This window comes from Streptomyces sp. NPDC090025 (genome assembly GCF_044748125.1).
Lineage (GTDB): Bacteria > Actinomycetota > Actinomycetes > Streptomycetales > Streptomycetaceae > Streptomyces.
In genome coordinates, this window is sequence record NZ_JBIVFL010000003.1 from 234,773 (window position 1) to 253,970 (window position 19,198).

The 19,198-nt window shown below is 71.0% G+C and carries 13 protein-coding genes; 6 read left to right on the top strand and 7 right to left on the bottom strand.

What is annotated here, in order from left to right:
• Positions 1–135 precede the first annotated feature (135 nt).
• A complete protein-coding gene (gene dnaE / locus ACIPXM_RS10440; RefSeq protein ID WP_401654112.1) occupies positions 136–3,675 on the bottom strand; it encodes a DNA polymerase III subunit alpha in 3,540 nt (1,179 codons plus the stop codon).
• 168 nt (positions 3,676–3,843) lie between these two features.
• Here dnaE and ACIPXM_RS10445 point away from each other — a divergent pair, with 168 nt between their 5' ends.
• The 5 genes from ACIPXM_RS10445 (at position 3,844) to ACIPXM_RS10465 (ending at position 10,039) form a co-directional block, all read left to right on the top strand.
• Complete coding sequence (locus ACIPXM_RS10445; RefSeq protein WP_401654114.1) at positions 3,844–5,169, top strand: DUF2252 domain-containing protein; 1,326 nt, start codon at positions 3,844–3,846, stop codon at positions 5,167–5,169.
• A 91-nt stretch (positions 5,170–5,260) separates the two neighbouring features.
• Positions 5,261–6,001 carry a hypothetical protein gene (locus tag ACIPXM_RS10450; RefSeq protein WP_401654116.1) on the top strand — a complete coding sequence of 247 codons (741 nt, stop codon included), beginning with the start codon at positions 5,261–5,263 and terminating at the stop codon, positions 5,999–6,001.
• Between the two features lie 99 nt (positions 6,002–6,100).
• A complete protein-coding gene (locus ACIPXM_RS10455) occupies positions 6,101–6,916 on the top strand; it encodes a thioredoxin domain-containing protein (RefSeq protein ID WP_401654118.1) in 816 nt (271 codons plus the stop codon).
• Positions 6,917–7,072: 156 nt separating this feature from the next.
• On the top strand, positions 7,073–8,728 hold the full coding sequence (locus tag ACIPXM_RS10460) for an alkaline phosphatase D family protein (RefSeq protein ID WP_401654120.1): 1,656 nt from the start codon (positions 7,073–7,075) through the stop codon (positions 8,726–8,728).
• Between the two features lie 348 nt (positions 8,729–9,076).
• Complete coding sequence (locus tag ACIPXM_RS10465) at positions 9,077–10,039, top strand: zinc metalloprotease (protein WP_401654122.1); 963 nt, start codon at positions 9,077–9,079, stop codon at positions 10,037–10,039.
• Positions 10,040–10,090: 51 nt separating this feature from the next.
• On the opposite strand, the gene ACIPXM_RS10470 is transcribed toward ACIPXM_RS10465, so the two are convergent.
• The 6 genes from ACIPXM_RS10470 to ACIPXM_RS10495 form a co-directional block, all read right to left on the bottom strand.
• On the bottom strand, positions 10,091–10,660 hold the full coding sequence (locus ACIPXM_RS10470) for a dienelactone hydrolase family protein (protein ID WP_401654124.1): 570 nt from the start codon (positions 10,658–10,660) through the stop codon (positions 10,091–10,093).
• 90 nt (positions 10,661–10,750) lie between these two features.
• Positions 10,751–12,337 (bottom strand): Na+/H+ antiporter, encoded by a 1,587-nt coding sequence (locus ACIPXM_RS10475; protein ID WP_401654126.1) that lies wholly within the window; start codon positions 12,335–12,337, stop codon positions 10,751–10,753.
• A 48-nt stretch (positions 12,338–12,385) separates the two neighbouring features.
• A complete protein-coding gene (locus ACIPXM_RS10480) occupies positions 12,386–12,853 on the bottom strand; it encodes a GNAT family N-acetyltransferase (protein WP_401654791.1) in 468 nt (155 codons plus the stop codon).
• Positions 12,854–12,894: 41 nt separating this feature from the next.
• On the bottom strand, positions 12,895–13,836 hold the full coding sequence (locus ACIPXM_RS10485) for an RluA family pseudouridine synthase (RefSeq protein WP_401654128.1): 942 nt from the start codon (positions 13,834–13,836) through the stop codon (positions 12,895–12,897).
• A 70-nt stretch (positions 13,837–13,906) separates the two neighbouring features.
• A complete protein-coding gene (gene lspA, locus ACIPXM_RS10490; RefSeq protein WP_401654130.1) occupies positions 13,907–14,503 on the bottom strand; it encodes a signal peptidase II in 597 nt (198 codons plus the stop codon).
• Positions 14,504–14,565: 62 nt separating this feature from the next.
• Complete coding sequence (locus tag ACIPXM_RS10495) at positions 14,566–15,309, bottom strand: TraR/DksA family transcriptional regulator (RefSeq protein ID WP_401654132.1); 744 nt, start codon at positions 15,307–15,309, stop codon at positions 14,566–14,568.
• 575 nt (positions 15,310–15,884) lie between these two features.
• Between ACIPXM_RS10495 and ileS the strand changes: the two genes are divergently transcribed.
• The gene (ileS, locus tag ACIPXM_RS10500) at positions 15,885–19,025 is read left to right on the top strand and encodes an isoleucine--tRNA ligase (protein WP_401654134.1); all 3,141 of its coding nucleotides are present in this window, start codon (positions 15,885–15,887) and stop codon (positions 19,023–19,025) included.
• The last annotated feature ends 173 nt before the right edge of the window (positions 19,026–19,198 follow it).

The window sequence follows — 19,198 nt, forward strand, 5'->3', positions numbered from 1 at the left end:
GGGAACGGCGGCCGTGTGCCGACCGCCCGGCGGTACGGCAAAGGGGCGCGCCCGTGACGACGGGCGCGCCCCTTGCGCGTACGGTCCACCGCTGCCCTGGCCTCGGCTTCCCTGGCCTCGGTCGGCCGAGTCGGTTCAGCCGGCCAGGCAGGACGGGCCGAGCAGCACCTTCAGGTCGCCGAAGAGGGCGGGGTCGGCGGTGACCCGGTGCCGGTCGAGCCGGAGCACGGTGGTGGAGCGCGGGCCCTGGAGCTTGATGCGGACCTCGGTGTTGCCCTTGTGGTGCTGGAGGATCTCGCCGAGGCGGCTGATCATCGGCGGGGTGACCTTGACGGTGGGGATGGTGAGGATCACCGGCGCGTTGGTGCCCGCGTTGGAGAGGTCGGGGACCATCAGTTCCATGGCGACCAGGCGGGGCACGTCCTCGCGCTTGTCGAGGCGGCCCTTGACGAAGACGACGGCGTCCTCGACGAGCTGGGTGGAGACCAGCTGGTAGGTGGCCGGGAAGAACATGCACTCGATGGAACCGGCCAGGTCCTCGACGGTGGCGATGGCCCAGGCGTTGCCCTGCTTGGTCATCTTCCGCTGGAGGCCGGAGATGATGCCGCCGATGGTGACGACGGCGCCGTCGGCGTGCTCGCCGCCGGTGAGCTGGGAGATTCCGGCGTCGGTCTTGTCGGACAGGACGTGTTCGAGGCCGAAGAGCGGGTGGTCGGAGACGTACAGGCCGAGCATCTCGCGCTCCTGGGCCAGCAGGTACGCCTTCTCCCACTCGACGTCGCCGAACTCGACGTCGAGTCCGAAGCCCGGCTCGTCGGAGCCTTCGTCACCCATGCCGCCGAACAGGTCGAACTGTCCCTCGGCCTCCTTGCGCTTGACCGCCACGACGGTGTCGATCATCGGCTCGTGCTGGGCGACCAGGCCCTTGCGGGTGTGGCCCATGGTGTCGAAGGCGCCGGCCTTGATCAGCGACTCGACGGTGCGCTTGTTGCAGACCACGGCCTCGACCTTGTCGAGGAAGTCGGGGAAGGAGCTGTACTTCCCCTTGCTCTTGCGGGTCCTGATGACCGACTCGACGACGTTGGCGCCGACGTTGCGGACGGCGGTGAGGCCGAAGAGGATCACGTCGTCGCCCTGGGCGGCGAAGTTCGACTCGGACTCGTTGACGTTCGGCGGGAGCACCTTGATGCCCATCCGGCGGCACTCGTTCAGGTAGACGGCGGACTTGTCCTTGTCGTCCTTGACCGAGGTGAGCAGGCCCGCCATGTACTCGGCGGGGTAGTTCGCCTTGAGGTAGGCGGTCCAGTAGGAGACCAGGCCGTACGCGGCGGAGTGGGCCTTGTTGAAGGCGTAGCCGGCGAACGGGACCAGGACGTCCCAGAGGGCCTTGATGGCCTCGTCGCTGAAGCCCTTGCTCTTGGCTCCGGCCTCGAAGATGACGAAGTTCTTGGCCAGCTCCTCGGGCTTCTTCTTGCCCATCACGCGGCGGAGGATGTCGGCCTCGCCGAGCGAGTACCCGGCGATGATCTGGGCGGCCTTCTGCACCTGCTCCTGGTAGACGATCAGGCCGTAGGTGACCGCGAGCACCTCTTCGAGCGGCTTCTCCAGCTCGGGGTGGATCGGGGTGATCTCCTGCTGCTTGTTCTTGCGCAGGGCGTAGTTCGTGTGCGAGTTCATGCCCATCGGGCCCGGGCGGTAGAGCGCGGACACGGCGGAGATGTCTTCGAAGTTGTCCGGCTTCATCAGCCGGAGCAGGGAGCGCATGGGGCCGCCGTCGAACTGGAAGACGCCGAGGGTCTCGCCGCGCTGGAGGAGTTCGAAGGTCTTGGCGTCGTCGAGCGGCAGGGCCAGGAGGTCGAGCTCGATCCCCTTGTTGGCCTTCACCATCTTGACGGCGTCGTCCATGATCGTGAGGTTGCGCAGGCCGAGGAAGTCCATCTTCAGCAGGCCGAGCGACTCGCACTGCGGGTAGTCCCACTGCGTGATGGTGACGCCGTCGGTGTGCCGCACCCAGACGGGGGCGTGGTCGACGATGGGCTCGCTGGACATGATCACGCCGGCGGCGTGCACGCCCATCTGCCGGACCAGGCCCTCGACGCCCTTGGCGGTGTCGATGACCTTCTTGACGTCCGGCTCGTTCTCGTACATCGCCCGGATCTCGCCCGCCTCGCTGTAGCGCGGGTGGGAGGGGTTGGTGATGCCGTCGAGGTCGATGCCCTTGCCGAGGACGTCGGCGGGCATGGCCTTGGTGAGCCGGTCGCCCATGGCGTACGGGTAGCCGAGGACGCGGGCGGAGTCCTTGATCGCGTTCTTGGCCTTGATCTTGCCGTAGGTGCCGATCATGGCGACCTTGTCGGCGCCGTACTTCTCGGTCACGTACCGGATCACCTCGACGCGCCGGCGCTCGTCGAAGTCGATGTCGACATCGGGCATCGAGATGCGCTCGGGGTTGAGGAAGCGCTCGAAGATCAGCCCGTGCGGGATGGGGTCGAGGTCGGTGATGCCCATGGCGTACGCGACGATCGAACCGGCCGCGGAGCCTCGGCCGGGGCCGACCGCGATGCCCTGGCTCTTGGCCCACATGATGAAGTCGGCGACGACGAGGAAGTAGCCGGGGAAGCCCATCGAGATGATGGTGTCCATCTCGTACTCGACCTGCTTCATGCGGTCGTCGGGGATGCCGCCGGGGAAGCGCCGGTGCATGCCCTTCATGGTCTCCGCGCGGAACCAGGTGACCTCGGTGTAGCCGTCCGGGATGTCGAACTTCGGCATGAGGTTCTTCTCGACGAACATGCCGTCGGTGTCGATCTGCTCGGCCACCAGGAGGGTGTTGGCGCAGCCCTCCTGCCAGGCGTCCGAGGAGTCGATGGCGTACATCTCGTCGGTCGACTTCAGGTAGTAGCCGGTGCCGTCGAACTTGAAGCGGTCGGGGTCCGAGAGGTTCTTGCCGGTCTGGATGCACAGCAGGGCGTCGTGGGCGGCGGCCTCGTGCGCGTACGTGTAGTGCGAGTCGTTGGTGACCAGCGGCGGGATGCCGAGCTTCTTGCCGATCTCCAGGAGTCCGTCGCGGACCCGGCGCTCGATCTCGATGCCGTGGTCCATCAGCTCCAGGAAGTAGCGGTCCTTGCCGAAGATGTCCTGGTACTCGGAGGCGGCCTTCAGGGCCTCGTCGAACTGGCCGAGGCGCAGCCGGGTCTGCAGCTCGCCGGAGGGGCAGCCGGTGGAGGCGATCAGGCCCTCCGACCACTGGGAGATGGTCTCCTTGTCCATCCGGGGCCACTTCTGCAGCCAGCCCTCCTGGTAGGCGTCGGAGGACAGCTTGAAGAGGTTGTGCAGGCCGGTGGCGTTGGCCGCCCAGATGGTCTTGTGGGTGTAGCCGCCGGAGCCGGAGACGTCGTCGCGCTTCTGGTGGGGCTGGCCCCACTGGATCTTCCGCTTGGTGCGGCGGGACTCGGGGGCGACGTACGCCTCGATGCCGATGATGGGGGTGACCCCGGACTTCTTCGCGGTGTGGAAGAAGTCGTAGGCCCCGTGGAGGTTGCCGTGGTCGGACATGGCGATGTGGGTCATGCCCATGTCGTTGCACGCGTTGAACATGTCCTTCAGCCGCGCGGCACCGTCCAGCAGCGAGTACTGGGTGTGGACGTGGAGGTGCGTGAAGGGCGGCTTGGTCACGGGGGATGCCTCCGATGAATTCCTGGGGGGACAGCGTCGAAGTCTACGTCGGCCGACTGACAGCCGACGGGCACTCGCCGGTACGGTCACGCGTTGGGGCAGGGAGAAACCTTGTCCCATTTGTCGCGGACTCCGTCGTGAGCCGTCGTGCACCAGGAGGCACCTTCGATGTCGGTCCCCCAGCCCACCGCCACCGAGCGCGGTGAGCAGATACTCACCGTCTTCGACACCGCCTTCGGCGAGCTGCTCGCCGCCGATCCGGCCGCCTTCAGGGTCAAGTTCCGGAAGATGGCCGCGTCCGCCTTCGCGTTCTACCGGGGCACCGCCTGCCTCTTCTACCAGGACCTGGAGCGGGAGGCGCACGGCGGCCCGTACCTGGACGAGCGGACCGGCCGGGTGTGGATCCACGGCGATCTGCACGCGGAGAACTTCGGCACCTACATGGATGCCAACGGGCGGCTGATCTTCAACGTCAACGACTTCGACGAGGCGTACGTCGGCCCCTTCACCTGGGACCTGAAGCGGCTCGCCGCCTCGCTCGCGCTGCTCGGCTACACCAAGGCGCTCGGCGACGACCGGATCAGCAGTCTGGTGCGGGTCTACGCGTCCGCGTACCGGGAGCGGATCCACGCGCTCGCCACCGGGGCCAAGGGCGACGAGGTGCCGGGTTTCACCCTGGAGACCGCCGACGGGGCGCTGCTCGGGGCGCTGCGCGAGGCGCGGTCGATGACCCGGTTCGGGCTGCTCGACTCGATGACGGAGATACGGGACTTCGAGCGGCGTTTCGCGCCGGGCGGCGGGGCGATCGAGCTGGACGCGGCGACCCGCTACAAGGTGCTCGCGGCCTTCGACGGCTATCTGGAGACGCTCCCCGAGGCGTCCCTCGTCCGCCCGGACTCGTACCGGGTGAAGGACGTGGTGGGGCGGCGCGGGATCGGCATCGGCTCGGCCGGGCTGCCCTCGTACAACATCCTCCTGGAGGGCCACAGCGACGCCCTGGAGAACGATGTCGTCATCTATATGAAGCAGGCGCAGACCCCGGCGGTCTCCCGGCACGTGAAGGACGCGGCGGTACGGGAGTACTTCCGGCACGAGGGGCACCGCACGGTGATCTCGCAGCGGGCGCTGCAGGCGCACGCCGACCCGTGGCTCGGCTGGACCGAGCTGGACGGCGCGGGGCAGCTGGTGGCGGAGGTGTCGCCGTACGCGGTGGACCTGGACTGGTCGGACATCGACGACCCCGAGGACATCGAGGCGACCGTCGCGGACCTGGGCCGGGCGACGGCGACCATGCACGCGGCGGCGGACGACTCCAGCGACCAGTCGCTGGTGCCGTTCTCGACGGAGCGGGCGATCGACGCGGCCATCGCGGCGGACGAGGCGGGCTTCGCGGAGCTGCTCGTGGACTTCGCGCACGAGTACGGCGCACGCGCGCGGGCCGATCACCAGATCTTCGTGGACCTGTTCCGCAACGGCCGGATCCCGGGACTGTAGGAGACCGGCCGGGGCGGCCGGGGCCGGTGGGGCGTCTCACAGCGGGGGCTTAGGGGCGTCCTACACCCCGGCATGGGAGACTTCCACGGCGATGGACATGGCAGGAATCCAGCTGAGAGCCCTTCGGGCGGCGTTCTTCACGGCACTGGCCGTGACGCTGTCCGTGGCCTCGCACGTCCTGCTCTCCGGGGTGCCGCTGCCGCTCGGCACGGTCGTCCCGGTCGCCGTCGCCGTGTTCGCTCTCGCCTTCGCGCTCGCCGGGCGCGAGCGCGGTTTCGGCCCGATAGCCGGGCTCCTGGTCCCGCTCGAGCTGGCCGCCGACACCGTGTTCACCAGCGGTCAGGCGGCCTGTTACGGGGCCGCGGGCGGCCCGGTGGCCGGGTCGCTGCGCGCGGTCGGCTTCGATGTGGACGGGCTGTGCGGCGGCGCCGTCGGCGGTCCGCTGCCGGGCGTCGCCCGGCCGGGCACCGGGGCGGCCGCCGCCCTGCTCGACTCCCCCGGGCCCGCCGTGCCGTGGCTGCTGCTCGCGGCCCATGTGGCGGTCGGGCTGCTCGCGGCCGGCTGGCTGCACGGCGGTGAGCGGGCGCTCGCCCGGCTGCTGCGGGCGGCCGTCGCCTTCGCGTTCCGGCCGCTGCTCGTGGTGGCGGCCTTCCTGCGCGCCGCGGGACCGCGCCCGGCGCGCGCCGGGCTCCCGGTGGACCGGCCGCACCGGTCCCGTACCCGGCTCTTCGCGCATTCCGTGGGACGGCGGGGACCGCCGCGCGGTACGCGCCCGAGGCGTCCGGCCGCGACCGGCGCCCTCGTCACCGCCTCCGCCCTCGCCCTCGTCTGAGCGGCCGCGGGAGCCCTCATGGCTCCGCGCGGCTCCGAGCGGCACGGGCCGGCCCCCACCCTTCCTTTCTTCTTTCCGAGTCACGGAGATCGCATCACCATGAGCAAGCGCAACAGCCAGGCGAACAAGGCCGCCGCCCGCGACCGGCTGCGGATCGAGCGCGAGAAGCAGGCCAAGAAGGACAAGGTCCGCCGCCAGGTGATCGTCGGCGCCTCGGTGGTCGGCATCCTCGCCGTCGCCGGTGGCATCAGCTTCGCCGTCGTCCAGGCCAACAAGCCGTCCGCGTGGGAGGCCGCCGCGGACGCCAAGACCGTCACCGCCCCGAAGAACACCGAGGGCACCGACGGCACCACCGTCGTCGTCGGCAAGCCCGAGGCGAAGAAGACCCTGGAGATCTACGAGGACTCGCGCTGCCCGGTCTGCGCGACCTTCGAGCAGGGCGTCGGCGCCACCGTCGACAAGGACGTCACCGACGGCAAGTACAAGCTGAAGTACATCGGTGCCACCTTCATCGACAACTCCGACCAGGGCGAGGGCTCCAAGAACGCCCTGTCCGCGCTCGGCGCGGCCCTGGACGTCAGCCCCGAGGCGTTCCTGAAGTACAAGTCCGCGCTGTACTCGACGACGTTCCACCCGGACGAGCGGGACGACAAGTTCGCCAAGGACTCCTTCCTCCTGGAGGTGGCGGACTCGGTGCCCGCCCTGAAGGGCAACGCGCAGTTCAAGAAGAACGTGGAGGACGGCACCTTCGACGCCTGGGCGATGAAGATGTCGAAGACCTTCGACGAGAGCGGAGTGCGGGGCACCCCGACCCTGAAGATGGACGGCAAGACGCTGACCGCCGAGGGCAGCGAGAACCCGCCGCTGACGGTGGACCAGTTCAACGCGGCCCTGGCGAAGGTCATGAAGGGCTGACCCTTCCCCGATGTTCACCGCACGCCCCCGGAACGGCTTGTTCCGGGGGCGTCGGCGCGCGCGGTCCCGCCCGGGGAGAAACGGTTCACGAAGAGTGGGCGAACATTCGTGCACCCCTCTGTCCGACGGCCGTACCAGTCAGTAATCTGACGGCCCGTGACCCCACGTGACCTCACCTCCGCCCCCACCCGCCGCACCGTGGTGAAGGCCGCCGCCGTGACCGCGGTGGCCGCGCCCGCGCTGGCCGCCGCCGCCTCACCCGCGCTCGCGGACGCCGGGGCCGTCGCCCCCGCCTTCCTGCACGGCGTCGCCTCCGGCGACCCGCTGCCCGACGGCGTCCTGCTCTGGACGCGCGTCACCCCCACCCCCGACGCCCTGCCCGGCTCCGGCCTCGGCCCCGACCTCACGGTCGGCTGGGAGCTGGCCGAGGACCGCGGCTTCGCCCGTACGGTCGCCAGTGGCGCGACCCTCGCGACCGCCGAAGCCGACCACACCGTCAAGGTCGACGTCCGCGGCCTGCGCCCGGCCACCGCCTACTGGTTCCGCTTCACCGCGGACGGCGCCGTCTCCCCCGCCGGGCGCACCCGCACCGCGCCCGCCGTCGACGCGGCCGCCCCCGGCATCCGGTTCGGCGTGGTCTCCTGCGCCAACTGGGAGGCCGGGTACTTCTCCGCCTACCGCCACCTCGCCGGGCGCGCCGACCTGGACGCGGTGCTGCACCTGGGCGACTACATCTACGAGTACGGCGCCGGGGCCTACCCGGAGGCCAAGTACGGCGTGCGGCGGCACCAGCCCGCCCACGAGATCGTCTCGCTCGCCGACTACCGGCTGCGGCACGCCACCTACAAGTCGGACGCCGACCTCCAGGCGATGCACGCGGCGCACCCGATCGTGGCGATCTGGGACGACCACGAGTTCGCCAACGATGCCTGGTCGGGCGGTGCCGAGAACCACACCGAGGGCGCCGAGGGCCGCTGGGCGGACCGGGTCGCGGCGGCCAAGCGGGCCTACTTCGAGTGGATGCCGGTGCGCGCCTCCACCGAGGGCACGGTCTACCGGCGGCTGCGCTTCGGCAAGCTGGCCGATCTGCATCTGCTGGACCTGCGCTCGTTCCGCTCGCAGCAGGCGGGCGTGGGCAGCGGCAAGGTGGACGACCCGGCGCGCTCCATCACCGGGCGGGCGCAGCTGGACTGGCTGAAGTCGGGTCTGGTGGCCTCGGACGCGGCCTGGCAGCTGGTGGGCACCTCGGTGATGATCTCGCCGGTGGCCTTCGGGGCGCTCCCGGCCGAGCTGCTGAGCCCGCTGGCCGAGCTGCTCGGGCTGCCGAAGGAGGGGCTCGCGGTCAACGTCGACCAGTGGGACGGCTACACCGACGACCGCAAGGAGCTGCTCGGGCACCTGCGGGACCGGGGCATCCGCAACACCGTCTTCCTGACCGGTGACATCCACATGGCCTGGGCCAACGACGTGCCGGTGAAGGCGGCGACGTACCCGCTGTCGGCCTCGGCGGCGACGGAGTTCGTGGTGACGTCGGTGACCTCGGACAACCTGGACGACCTGCTGCACGTGGCGCCGGGCACCGTGTCGGTGCTGGCCGCGGGCGCGGTCAAGGCCGCCAACCGGCATGTGAAGTGGGTGGACATGGACCACCACGGGTACGGGGTGCTGGACGTGACGGCCGAGCGTTCGCAGATGGACTACTACACCGTCTCGGACCGCGCGGACCGGAACGCGACGGCGGCCTGGGCCCGTTCGTACCGCACGCTGAACGGAACGCAGCGGGTCGAGCGGGTGTACCAGCCGGTGCGCTGACGGCAACAGCCGGTCTCCGCACCGGCTGTTTCCAGCCATGATCCGGCCGTGTTGCGCCGTGTTAACGGAAGATCACATGGCTACGGCGGGTGGCGAGTTCGGGCGATCGAATCCGGACACACCACCCGCCTTCGCTGTTTCTTCTGTGACGTTCTCGTCTCAAACTTCGGGGGCCACAGAAGTTTTTCGCACCGATGACCCGAATTGCCCACTGAATGATTGGGCTTGATCAACCCTCAACCGCTTCTGGCATGGACGCGTAATCTCCGGGCCGTGGCGAGGAAGTACCTCTCCACACACCCCCACAAGGAGTCACCCGTGCGTGCTCTTGCCCGTATATCTCCGCGTATGTCACGTCGGCTGATCGGCACCGCCGCCATGGCCGGAACCCTGGCCCTGGCCCCGCTCTCCGCCCCGGCCGCCGCGCCGTCCACGACCACCCTGGCCTCGGCCGAGAAGTGCGCCGACGACGCCGGTGCCGTCTCCGCCGCCCGCAAGGCCAAGGGCGGGGCCACCAAGGCCGAGCCCAACGAGCTCTCCGCCGCCAAGGCCAAGGCGATGGACGCGGACCTGGCGAAGAGAGTCGCCGCCGACCAGAAGGCCGGCCGCGGCGCGGCCCCGGCCGCCGGCGCGGTGGCGACCACCATCCCGGTCTACTTCCACGTCATCCACAGCGGCACCACGGGCAAGCTCACCGCCACCGACATCAGCAAGCAGATCGCCGTCCTCAACGCCGCCTACGGCGGCCAGGGCACCGGCAACGTCAACACCGGCTTCCAGTTCTCGCTGGCCGGGACCGACTACACGGACAACGCCACCTGGTACAACCTGTCCGACGGCACCACCGCCGAGAAGAACATGAAGACGACGCTGCGCAAGGGCGGCAAGAACGCCCTCAACATCTACTCGGCCAACCTCGGCGGCGGTCTGCTCGGCTGGGCGACCTTCCCGTCCGACTACGCGTCCAGCCCGAAGATGGACGGCGTCGTCATCCTGGACGCCTCGCTCCCGGGCGGCTCCGCCGCCAACTACAACGAGGGCGACACCGGCACCCACGAGGTCGGCCACTGGATGGGGCTCTACCACACCTTCCAGGGCGGCTGCTCGGGCAGCGGCGACTCGGTCAGCGACACCCCGGCCGAGAAGAGCCCGGCGTACGAGTGCCCGACCGGCCGTGACACCTGCACCAACAAGGCCGGTGTGGACCCGATCCACAACTTCATGGACTACACGTACGACTCCTGCATGTACCAGTTCACCTCGGGCCAGGTGACCCGGATGACCAGCGCCTGGACCGCGTACCGCGGCTGACGGACGACGCCCGGCTTCCTCGGCGGTCCGGCCTCGCGCGCCCCGCGGGTCCTACAGGCTGTCGAGGAAGCCGAGCGCCACCGTCCAGGTGCGCTCCGCCGCCTCCGGGTCGTGGTCCGGCAGCGTCTCGTCGGTGTAGAGGTGCCCGGCGCCCCGGTAGCGGTAGACCTCCACGTCGGCACCGGCCTTGCGCATCTGCAGGTACCAGGCGGACAGCCAGTCGTCCGTCTCGAACGGGTCGGGCTCGGCCACGTGCAGCTGCACCGGCAGCTCGTCCACCGCGGCCGACTCGGCGATGTCCGAGGTGCCGTGGAACAGCAGCAGACCGCGGGCCTTGTCGTCGCCGAGCGCCAGGGTCTGCGCCACCGAGGCGCCGAAGGACAGGCCCATGTAGACCAGCCCGCGCTCGGAGTACGGGGCGGCCGCCAGGACCGCGCGCCGCAGCAGCTCGTCCTTGCCGATCTCGTCCCGCAGCTCGATGCCCTCCTCGACGGTGGCGACCGTCCGCCCGCCGAACAGGTCCGGGGTCCAGACCTGGTGGCCGGCGGCCCGCAGCCGTTCGGCGGCGGTCTCCACGGACGGGGTGAGCCCGTGGACCGAGTGGAAGAGCATGATGTCCATGCCCACCATCCTGCCACCGTCCCGGCCCGCCCCCGCCCGGCGCCTCGTCCCCGCCCGGGGCCGCCTCCCGGCTCGGCGCCGCGCCCCGGCTCAGCGCATCGAGCGCACGTCCAGCTGACGCAGCACCCGGTCGACCACCTCGGGGTCGGCGCCCGGCTCGCTGCGGGCCGACAGGACCGCGTGCCGGGCGGCCGACATCATCTCCTTCTGGATCCGCTGCACCGACTTCACCCGCTCGACCCGCTGGGTGAACGCGGCCCGCCGCTCGTCGTCGACCAGATCCGGGCTGATCCGGGCGCCGATGTCGAAGGCCCCGCGCTGGAGCCGCTCGGTCACCTCCTCGGGCAGCTCCTCCACCTCCTCGATCTCCTTCAGCCGGTGCTTGGCGGCCTTCGCCGCCCGGATCGCGAGGTCCCGCTCGAAGGCCCGCTCGGCGTCCGCGTCGGCCCGCACCCCGAGCCGCTTCACCAGCCAGGGCAGGGTGAGCCCCTGCACCACCAGGGTCGCGATGATCACGCAGAAGGCGATGAAGACCAGCTCGTCGCGGCCGGGGAACGGCGAGCCGTCGTCCGTCTCCAGCGGGATGGCGAGGGCCAGCGCCACCGACGCCACCCCGCGCATCCCGGACCACCACATGACGACCGTCTCCCGCCAGCTCACCGGGATCTCCTCGGCGACGTCCCGGCGGTCGTGCAGCCGTTTCGCCAGCCAGGTCGCCGGGAGCAGCCAGACCAGCCGGACCCCGACCACCACCCCGACGACGGCCGCGCCCCAGCCGAGCATCTCCGCACCGCGGCCCTCGGCGACGCCGAAGACATGCACCAGTTCGAGCCCGATCAGGCCGAAGGCGATGCCGGTGACCAGGGTGTCGACGATCTGCCAGAAGGTCTGCCCGGCGAGCCGCCCCATCACGTCGTCGGCGTCGCTGGCGTACTCGGCCAGGAACAGCGCCGTGACCAGCACCGCGAGCACGCCGGAACCCATCAGCTCCTCGGCCAGCACGTACGACACGAAGGGGACGAGCAGGGTGAGGCCGGTCTGCAGAGTGGCGTCGCCGAGGAAGCCCATCAGCTTGTTGGTGGCCCAGCCGAGGGCGAGCCCGACCGCCACCGCGACGACGGCGGAGAGCACGAGTTCGCCGAGCGCCTCGGGCCAGGAGAAGCTGCCGCTCACCACGGCGGCGATGGCCACGTGGTAGAGCACGATCGCGGTGACGTCGTTGAACAGGCCCTCGCCCTCCAGGATCGACACCAGCCGCCTGGGCAGCCCGAGCGAGCCCGCCACGGCGGTCGCCGCGACCGGGTCGGGCGGCGCCACCAGGGCGCCGAGCGCCAGCGCCGCGGCCAGCGGCAGGCCGGGGACCAGGGCGTTCGCCACCGCGCCGACGGCGGCCGTGGTGACGAACACGAGGGCGACCGCGAGCAGGAAGATCGGCCGCCGGTTGGCCGCGAACTGGCGCCAGGAGGTGCGCTGCACGGAGGCGTAGAGCAGCGGCGGCAGCACCAGCGGCAGGATGTACTCGGGCGGGATCTCGACGTTCGGCACGAACGGCAGGAACGCGAGCACGATCCCGACCAGGGTCATCAGGACCGGGGCGGGGAGCCCGAGCCGGTCCCCGAGGGGGACGGTGAGCAGCGCGCCGAGCAGCAGCAGGAAGAGCAGGGCCAATTGATCCACGGCCCTACCCTGTCACGTACGCCCTATTTGTCCGCGACTGCCCCTGTCTCAGAGCGCGCGGCGCATCGCCCGGTGCGGGATGCCCGCGTCGGGGAACTCGGGGCCGTACGCCTCGTACCCCAGCCGCTCGTAGAAGCCGAGCGCCTGCGTCTGGGCGTGCAGGTCGACGGCGGCGAGGCCGCGGGCGCGGGCCGCGTCCTCGACGGCCCGGACCAGCGCGGCGCCGACCCCGAGGCCGCGGGCGGCCTTGGCGACGGCGAGCCGGCCGAGCGAGCCGACCGTGGCGTCGGCGCCGGTCTTCCCGGTCGCGTCGGAGCCGTGCAGCAGCCGCCCGGTGCCGAGCGGCACGCCGTCGGCGCGGATGGCGAGGACGTGCACGGCGGTGGTGTCGTAGCTGTCGTACTCCAGCTCGGCCGGGACGCCCTGCTCGTCGACGAAGACCTCACGGCGGACCGCGAAGCAGGCGTCGCGGTCGGCCTCGCCCGCGATCTCGCGGACCTCGTACGCGGTGGTCACGCGTTCGGTGGTCACGCGTTCGGTGGTCACGCGGTCGGTGGTCACCGGCTCTCCGCCTCGATGCGCTCCAGCGCGATCCGCAGGTCGTCCGGGTAGGTGGAGGAGAACTCGACCCACTGCCCGTCGCCGGGGTGCTCGAAACCGAGCCGGACGGCGTGCAGCCACTGCCGGGTGAGCCCGAGCCGCTTGGCCATGGTCGGGTCGGCGCCGTAGGTGAGGTCGCCGACGCAGGGGTGGCGGTGGGCCGACATGTGCACCCGGATCTGGTGGGTGCGGCCGGTCTCCAGCTTGATGTCGAGCAGCGAGGCCGCGCGGTACGCCTCGATCAGGTCGTAGTGGGTCACCGACGGCTTGCCCTCGGCGGTCACGGCCCACTTGTAGTCGTGGTTCGGGTGCCGGCCGATGGGAGCGTCGATGGTGCCGCTCAGCGGGTCCGGGTGGCCCTGCACGAGGGCGTGGTAGCGCTTGTCGACCACGCGCTCCTTGAACTGGCGCTTCAGCGAGGTGTACGCGTACTCCGACTTCGCCACCACCATCAGGCCCGAGGTGCCGACGTCGAGCCGGTGCACGATGCCCTGGCGCTCGGCGGCGCCGGAGGTGGAGATCCGGTACCCGGCGGCGGCCAGGCCGCCGATCACGGTGGTGCCGGTCCAGCCGGGGCTGGGGTGGGCGGCCACGCCCACCGGCTTCATGATCACGACGATGTCGTCGTCGTCGTGGATGATCTCCATGCCCTCGACCGGCTCGGCGACGATCTGCACCGGGGCGGGCGCGCCGGGCATCTCGACCTCGAGCCACGCGCCACCGCTGACCCGCTCGGACTTGCCGACGACGGTGCCGTCGACCTGGACCTTGCCTGCGGCGGCCAGCTCGGCCGCCTTCGAACGGGAGAACCCGAACATACGGGCGATGGCGGCGTCGACGCGCTCGCCCTCCAGGCCATCGGGAACGGGCAGGGTGCGGATCTCGGGACTCGTGCTCACCGTTCGAGTATGCCTTGTCGGCGCGAGGTACCCGTCCTCGCGCCCTTCGTACCCGCCTCCCCGGCGCCGGTCAGTCCTTGTGGACGGTGCCGTCCGGGTCCAGGCCGCGGAAGGACAGCAGCACGATGAGGATGCCGCCGCAGACGATCGCGGAGTCCGCCAGGTTGAAGACGGCGAAGTGCGCGGGCGCGATGAAGTCGACCACGGCGCCCTCGAAGACGCCCGGCGAGCGGAAGATGCGGTCGGTGAGGTTGCCGAGCGCGCCGCCGAGCAGCAGGCCGAGCGCGATGGCCCAGGGCAGGCTGTAGAGCTTGCGGGCCAGCCGGATGATCACCACGATGACGGCGGCCGCGATCACCGTGAAGATGATCGTGAACGCCTCCCCCATGCCGAAGGCGGCACCGGGGTTGCGGATGGCCTCGAAGCGCAGCACGTCGCCGATCACCTTGATCGGCTCGTGGCCCTCCAGCTCGGCCACCACCAGCATCTTGCTGCCGAGGTCGAGGAGGTAGGCGAGGACCGCCACCACGAAGAGCGCGAGGATCCGGCGCTTGCCCCGCGGCGCCTGCCGCTCCTCGGCGTGCTCCTCGGGGTGCTCCTCGGGAGCGGCCGACTCCTCGGGCCCTGCTGAATCCGGCGTACCGATGACGCTCTCCGCCTCTGCCACGTGAGTCCCTCAACCTAGGTACCTGATCTGCACCGAGGGTACGGCACGAGGGTCCGCCGACGTCAGCCCCGCCGCTCCTGCTTCTGCTTGTCCTCGACGCACAGCGTGGCCCGTGGGAACGCCTGCATCCTGGCCTTCCCGATCGGCTTCCCGCACACCTCGCACAGGCCGTAGGTGCCCGCGTCGAGCCGCTCCAGGGCGTGCTCGGACTGCTCCAGCATCTCCCGGGCGTTCGCCGCCAGGGACAGCTCGTGCTCGCGGGTGATGTTCTTGGTGCCGGTGTCGGCCTGGTCGTCGCCCGCGCCGTCGCCGGAGTCGCGCATCAGACCGGTCAGCTCCTCCTGGGAGTGGACCAGCTCGCTGCGCAGCCGCAGCACCTCGGCCTGGAGCTCGCTGCGGGCCTCGGCGACCTCCTCCGGGGTCCACGGGTCCTCGCCGGGCCGTACGGCGAGCTCGCCGGTACGGGCCTGCGGCACGGCGGCCCCGCCCCCGCCGGTCGGGACGCCCACCGCGGTCTTCTTCGCTGCCACCGTGCCGGCTCCTGTCTTCTTGGCGGGCGCCGCCTTCTTCGCGGTCGCCTTCTTCGCGGTCGCCTTCTTGGCCGCCGCCTTCTTGGCGGGTGCCTTCTTCGCGGCGGGCGCCCCGGCCGCCTTTTCCGTCGCCTTCTTGGCCGCGGTCCTCTTCGCGGGCACCTTCTCGGCCGCCGCCTTCTTGGCGGACGCCTTTTTCGCGGGTGCCCCGGCGGTGGCCGGGGCCGCCTTCCTCGTGGCCGTCGTCTTCCTCGCGGCGGTCTTCTTCGCCACCATGTCGCGGCCCCTTCACATTTTGTGATCTTGCTCGCGAATCGTGCTGGGACGATAAATCGGCCCCGGACCCGCGGCAACGGGGCACGCCGCCCGTACGGCCCACCCCGTCGCCCGATGGGGCGAGCCTGCCTCCGTTGTGCCCAGCTCCCCGGCCGGTTATCCGTGCCACCCCTCCCCCACTTGGGCGCGCCCGAACGCCGCACCGGCCCGTGTGGCCATTCGGGTCACCGCGGGGCGCACGCCGGGGCGCCCGGCGGGGCCGGGAAATCTGGTCGGCCGACCCGGCCCCCGGCCCGTACACTGGGCGGAGCGAAAGGCTTGGATGGGGACGAGTAGCTTCGTACGCAGCCATGAGCGACCCGGGGACGGTGCGAGCCCGGGGGCGAGCGCGAGGTGAAGGATCACCCCGGAGCCGTCGGAAGAAAGCCGTGGTCCGCCACGGCGACTAGACCCGGCGTCGCGACCCCAATGAGGGGGCTCGGGGCAGCACGCCCAGGGCCAAGGAGGGTGGTACCGCGGGAGCGCTGCTCTCGTCCCTCCGGACGGAACGAGGCACATCCGCCGGAGGAAGATCGATGTCTTCGCAGTACCGCCAGGTACCCGCCCAGGTAGACCTGCCCGCGCTCGAGCACGCCGTGCTCGACTTCTGGCGCGACAACAAGGTCTTCGCCAAGACGCTTGAGCAGTCCGAGGGACGCCCCGAGTGGGTGTTCTACGAGGGCCCGCCGACCGCCAACGGCATGCCCGGCGCCCACCACATCGAGGCCCGCGTCTTCAAGGACGTGTTCCCCCGCTTCCGCACCATGCGCGGCTACCACGTGGCCCGCAAGGCGGGCTGGGACTGCCACGGCCTGCCGGTCGAGCTGGCCGTCGAGAAGGAGCTCGGCTTCTCCGGCAAGAAGGACATCGAGGCGTACGGCATCGCCGAGTTCAACGACAAGTGCCGCGAGTCCGTGACCCGGCACACCGACGCCTTCGCCGAGCTGACCACCCGGATGGGCTACTGGGTCGACCTGGACGACGCGTACCGGACCATGGACCCCGCGTACATCGAGTCGGTCTGGTGGTCGCTCAAGCAGATCTTCGACAAGGACCTCCTGGTCCAGGACCACCGGGTCGCGCCCTGGTGCCCGCGCTGCGGCACCGGCCTGTCCGACCACGAGCTGGCCCAGGGCTACGAGACGGTCGTCGACCCCTCGGTCTACGTCCGCTTCCCGCTGACCTCGGGCCCGCTGGCCGGCCGCGCCGCGCTGCTCGTCTGGACCACCACCCCGTGGACCCTGGTGTCCAACACGGCCGTCGCCGCCCACCCGGAGGTGACCTACGTGGTCGCCACCGACGGCGACGAGCAGCTCGTGGTGGCCGAGCCGCTGCTCGACAAGGCGCTCGGCGAGGGCTGGGTGACCACCGGCGAGACCTTCACCGGCAAGGACATGGAGCGCTGGACCTACGAGCGCCCGTTCGACCTCATCGAGTTCCCGGCGCCCGCCCACTACGTCGTCAACGCCGAGTACGTGACGACCGAGGACGGCACAGGTCTGGTCCACCAGTCCCCCGCCTTCGGTGAGGACGACCTCAAGGTCTGCCGCGCCTACGGCCTGCCGGTGGTCAACCCGGTCCGCCCCGACGGCACCTTCGAGGAGGACGTGCCGCTGGTCGGCGGCGTCTTCTTCAAGAAGGCCGACGAGGCGCTGACCGCCGACCTCGACGCCCGCGGCCGGCTCTTCAAGCACATCGCGTACGAGCACAGCTACCCGCACTGCTGGCGCTGCCACACCGCGCTGCTCTACTACGCGCAGCCGTCCTGGTACATCCGCACCACCGCCGTCAAGGACGCGATGCTGCGGGAGAACGAGAAGACCAACTGGTTCCCCGACTCGGTCAAGCAGGGCCGGTTCGGCGACTGGCTGAACAACAACGTCGACTGGGCGCTGTCCCGCAACCGCTACTGGGGCACCCCGCTGCCCATCTGGCGCTGCGAGGAGAACCACCTCACCTGCGTCGGCTCGCGCGCCGAGCTGTCCGAGCTGACCGGCACCGACCAGTCCGGCCTCGACCCGCACCGCCCGTACATCGACGCGGTCACCTTCGCCTGCCCGGCGGACGGCTGCGGCCGCACCGCGACCCGGGTGCCCGAGGTCATCGACGCCTGGTACGACTCCGGCTCGATGCCGTTCGCGCAGTACGGCTACCCGTACCAGAACAAGGAACTGTTCGAGTCCCGCTACCCGGCGCAGTTCATCTCCGAGGCCATCGACCAGACCCGCGGCTGGTTCTACACGATGATGGCCGTCGGCACCCTGGTCTTCGACAGGTCCTCGTACGAGAACGTGGTCTGCCTCGGCCACATCCTCGCCGAGGACGGCCGCAAGATGTCCAAGCACCTGGGCAACATCCTGCAGCCCATCCCGCTGATGGACCAGCACGGCGCCGACGCCGTGCGCTGGTTCATGGCTGCGGGCGGCTCGCCGTGGGCGGCCCGCCGGGTCGGCCACGGCACCATCCAGGAAGTGGTCCGCAAGACCCTCCTCACCTACTGGAACACGGTCGCCTTCCAGGCCCTCTACGCCCGCACCTCCGGCTGGGCCCCGTCCGCGGCCGACCCGGCCCCGGCGGACCGCCCGGTCCTCGACCGCTGGCTGCTGTCCGAGCTGAACACGCTGGTCGCCGAGGCGACCGAGGCGATGGAGGCGTACGACACCCAGCGCACCGGCAAGCTCCTGTCGGCGTTCGTCGACGACCTGTCGAACTGGTACGTGCGCCGCTCCCGCCGCCGCTTCTGGCAGGGCGACAAGGCCGCGCTGCGCACCCTGCACGAGGTCGTCGAGACCGTCACCCGGCTGATGGCCCCGCTCACCCCGTTCATCACCGAGCGGGTCTGGCAGGACCTGGTCGCGCCGGTCACCCCCGGCGCCCCGGAGTCGGTGCACCTGTCGACCTGGCCGGAGTCCGACGCGGCGCTGGTCGACCCGACGCTCTCGCAGCAGATGCTGCTCGTGCGCCGGCTCGTCGAGCTCGGCCGGGCCACCCGCGCCGAGTCCGGCGTGAAGACCCGTCAGCCGCTGTCCCGCGCGCTGATCGCGGTCGCGGGCTTCGCGGAGCTCTCCGACGACCTGCGGGCGCAGATCACCGAGGAGCTGAACGTGGCCTCGCTCGCCTCGCTCTCCGAGGTCGGCGGCTCGCTGGTCGACACCACGGCCAAGGCCAACTTCCGGGCCCTCGGCAAGCGGTTCGGCAAGGGCGTCCAGGACGTGGCGAAGGCGGTGGCCGCGGCCGACGCCGCCGCCCTGTCGCTGGCGCTGCGTTCCGGCGAGGCCCCCCTGGAGGTCGGCGGCGAGACCATCACCGTCACCCCGGAGGAGATCATCATCACCGAGACGCCCCGCGAGGGCTGGTCGGTGGCCTCCGACTCCGGCGCCACGGTCGCCCTCGACCTGGAGATCACCCCGGAGCTGCGGCGGGCCGGGCTCGCCCGGGACGCGATCCGGCTGATCCAGGAGGCCCGCAAGAACAGCGGCCTGGACGTCGCCGACCGGATCGCGCTGCGCTGGACCTCCACCGACCCGGAGACCACCGAGGCCCTGACCGCGCACGCGGCGCTCATCGCGGACGAGGTCCTGGCGACCGACCACGCGAGCGGCGCGGCCGACGACAGCTACGGCGCCCCGTTCGAGGACGAGGGCCTGGCCCTCACCTTCCGCCTCCGCAAGGCGTAAGCACGGCACAGCGCCTGAGCACGGCATACGGCGAAGGGCCCGCACCCCATGGGGTGCGGGCCCTTTCCCGTACCGCGCCCACGTGCCCGACGCCCGTGTCCGGGTACGCCAAAGGGCCGGGTCCTGGGAGATCCCAGGCCCGGCCCTTTTGGTCTGCCGCCGACGGCTACGCG

Coding starts and splice junctions, on each gene's coding strand:
- ACIPXM_RS10445 (WP_401654114.1), top strand. CDS start 3,844: ATGTCGGTCCCCCAGCCCACCGCCACCGAGCGCGGTGAGCAGATACTC.
- ACIPXM_RS10450 (WP_401654116.1), top strand. CDS start 5,261: ATGGACATGGCAGGAATCCAGCTGAGAGCCCTTCGGGCGGCGTTCTTC.
- ACIPXM_RS10455 (WP_401654118.1), top strand. CDS start 6,101: ATGAGCAAGCGCAACAGCCAGGCGAACAAGGCCGCCGCCCGCGACCGG.
- ACIPXM_RS10465 (WP_401654122.1), top strand. CDS start 9,077: ATGTCACGTCGGCTGATCGGCACCGCCGCCATGGCCGGAACCCTGGCC.
- ACIPXM_RS10470 (WP_401654124.1), bottom strand. CDS start 10,660: ATGGACATCATGCTCTTCCACTCGGTCCACGGGCTCACCCCGTCCGTG.
- ACIPXM_RS10495 (WP_401654132.1), bottom strand. CDS start 15,309: ATGGTGGCGAAGAAGACCGCCGCGAGGAAGACGACGGCCACGAGGAAG.
- ileS (WP_401654134.1), top strand. CDS start 15,885: ATGTCTTCGCAGTACCGCCAGGTACCCGCCCAGGTAGACCTGCCCGCG.